This is a genomic window from Pseudomonas sp. C2B4, from assembly GCF_013359695.1.
Taxonomy (GTDB): Bacteria; Pseudomonadota; Gammaproteobacteria; order Pseudomonadales; family Pseudomonadaceae; genus Aquipseudomonas.
Window position 1 is genome coordinate 1 of record NZ_JABFMU010000123.1, and the last position, 1,993, is coordinate 1,993.

At 60.2% G+C, this 1,993-nt stretch carries 2 protein-coding genes; both read right to left on the bottom strand.

Features of this window, described 5'->3' with window-relative positions; translation table 11 throughout:
• Positions 1–355 precede the first annotated feature (355 nt).
• Positions 356–1,738, bottom strand: coding sequence for a DUF1329 domain-containing protein (locus HNQ83_RS30925; RefSeq protein WP_175392628.1), 1,383 nt, complete (start codon positions 1,736–1,738; stop codon positions 356–358).
• Positions 1,739–1,766: 28 nt separating this feature from the next.
• Positions 1,767–1,993 (bottom strand): DUF1302 family protein (locus tag HNQ83_RS30930; protein ID WP_175392629.1); only part of this gene is annotated, 227 nt, incomplete at its 5' end.

A 1,993-nucleotide genomic window follows, 5' to 3' on the forward strand; every position in this document is an offset into this window, starting at 1 on the left:
CACCCACACCACCCGCCCCGGCGCACCCTCGCCCCGCAGACACTCGCGCAGCAAAGCCGTTTTCCCGAAACCTGCAGGCGCGCACAGCAGTTGCAATCGATGCTGCGAGCGCTTGAGTACATCGCACAAATGCGGCCGTGGCACGAACATGGCGGACCTCACTGATGGAGAAAGGATTCCATCATTGGCCCGCACAGCTGTTTAGGCGCCACCCGCATCAGGTGGTGATCACCCTTCTGTGGGAGCGAGCCTGCTCGCGATGGCCTCAAGAACGACGCGTTCAGACAGCAAACACGCGTAATCGTTAACGACCATCGCGAGCAGGCTCGCTCCTACACTAGGGCGTTGTATCCCGTCAGCGAATACCGGCGTTGCGCAGCGCAGACGGGGTGAAGTCGGTCATCTTCGCGGTCATGCCATAGGTGGTGGCATGCTTGGACTGGTTGGTCATCGCCAGCACGTTATAGCGACCGGCGATCAGGTCATAGATCCCCATCATGGCGAAGTTGGCGGCGCCGCGCTCGTAGTCGTTCAACGCATAACCTTCCGCCACCCGCCACAGTTGCCCGCGACCGTCATAGTGATCGACTTCCGCCAACTGCCAGGTGTCCTCGTCGAAATACATATCACGCTTGGCATACACATGACGCTGGCCCGGCTTCAGGGTCGCCTCGACATGCCACACCCGGTGCAGCTCATAACGGGTCAGGTCCTGGTTGATATGCCCCGGCTTGATGATCTCGTCGTATTTCACCTTGGGCGATTGCAACCGGTAGTTGTTGTACGGGATGTACAGCTCTTTCTTGCCAATCAGCTTCCAGTCATAACGATCCGGCGCGCCGTTCATCATGTCGGTGTTGTCAGCGGTACGCATGCCGTCGGAGCCGTTGCCCGGCCCGTCGTAAGCCACCTGCGGCGCGCGACGAACCCGACGTTGACCGGCGTTGTAGACCCACGCCAGGCGCGGCTCCTTGACCTGGTCGATGGTCTCGTGGATCAGCACCACACTGCCGGCCATGCGCGACGGGGCGGTGATTTCCTGTTTGTAGTAGTACAGGACGTTGTCGCCCTCCCCGCCTTCGACGCCTTCCATCAATTGCGGGAACGCCAGCTTGTCGTCGTACTCGACGATGGAATACGAACCGTTGGTTTGCGGTGCGGCCTGGGCAGCCTGGCGCTCCATGTTGCCGCCGCGATAACGGTTGGTGTGGTTCCAGTAGACCTCGACGCCGCTCTTGGGCAGCGGGAACGGGTAGTAACGGGTTTGCGAGAAATTCAGCAGGCCGTTGCCATCAGGCGTCAGTTCAGTGGTCACCGCACTTTTTTTGGCGATGTCGTAAATGTTTTGCGGCGAAGCGGCGGTGCGCTGGGTCTTGTACACCGGGATCTTGTAGCTGTCCGGGTAGCGCTTGAACATCGCCAGTTGGCCCGGGGTCAGCTTGTCCTTGTACTGCTCGGCATTGGCGGCGGTGATGATCACCTGCGGTTTTTCTCCGGCGAACGGATCACCGAGGAAACCATTGTCCAGCGCGGCCGCGCCCGGTTTCAGGCCGCCGGTCCAGGCCGGAATGCTGCCGTTGGCATTGCCCTCTTTCTGAGCGCCCAAGGGCGTCAGGGTGCTGCCCAACTGAGCAGCCTCCTGAGGGGTGACGGCGGCCATGACGCTGCTGGCCAGAAACGACAGACTCAGTACACCTGCTTGCAGAATGAAACGTGCGTTCGTGTTGAAGTAGTTCATGTCCAATTACCTCTGGGGCAGGGTTGCATCAGAAATTCACGCCGAAGCTGAGCGCGACATAGTCACGATCGACGTTGGTGTTGAAGTCGCCGCCGAAGTAGTTGGTGTAACTGAGGCTGGCGGTGTAGGTGTTCAGGTAATCGGCATCCATCCCGACGCTGACGGCTTTGGAGCCTTCATCGAAGTTCGGGCCATAGCCTTCGACGTCATGGGACCAGGCCAGGTTGGGCGACAGGTTGATGCCGGCGATCACGT

What these genes read in the sequence shown, in the direction of transcription:
- HNQ83_RS30925 (WP_175392628.1), bottom strand. Translation starts at nt 1,738, where the DNA reads ATGAACTACTTCAACACGAACGCACGTTTCATTCTGCAAGCAGGTGTA.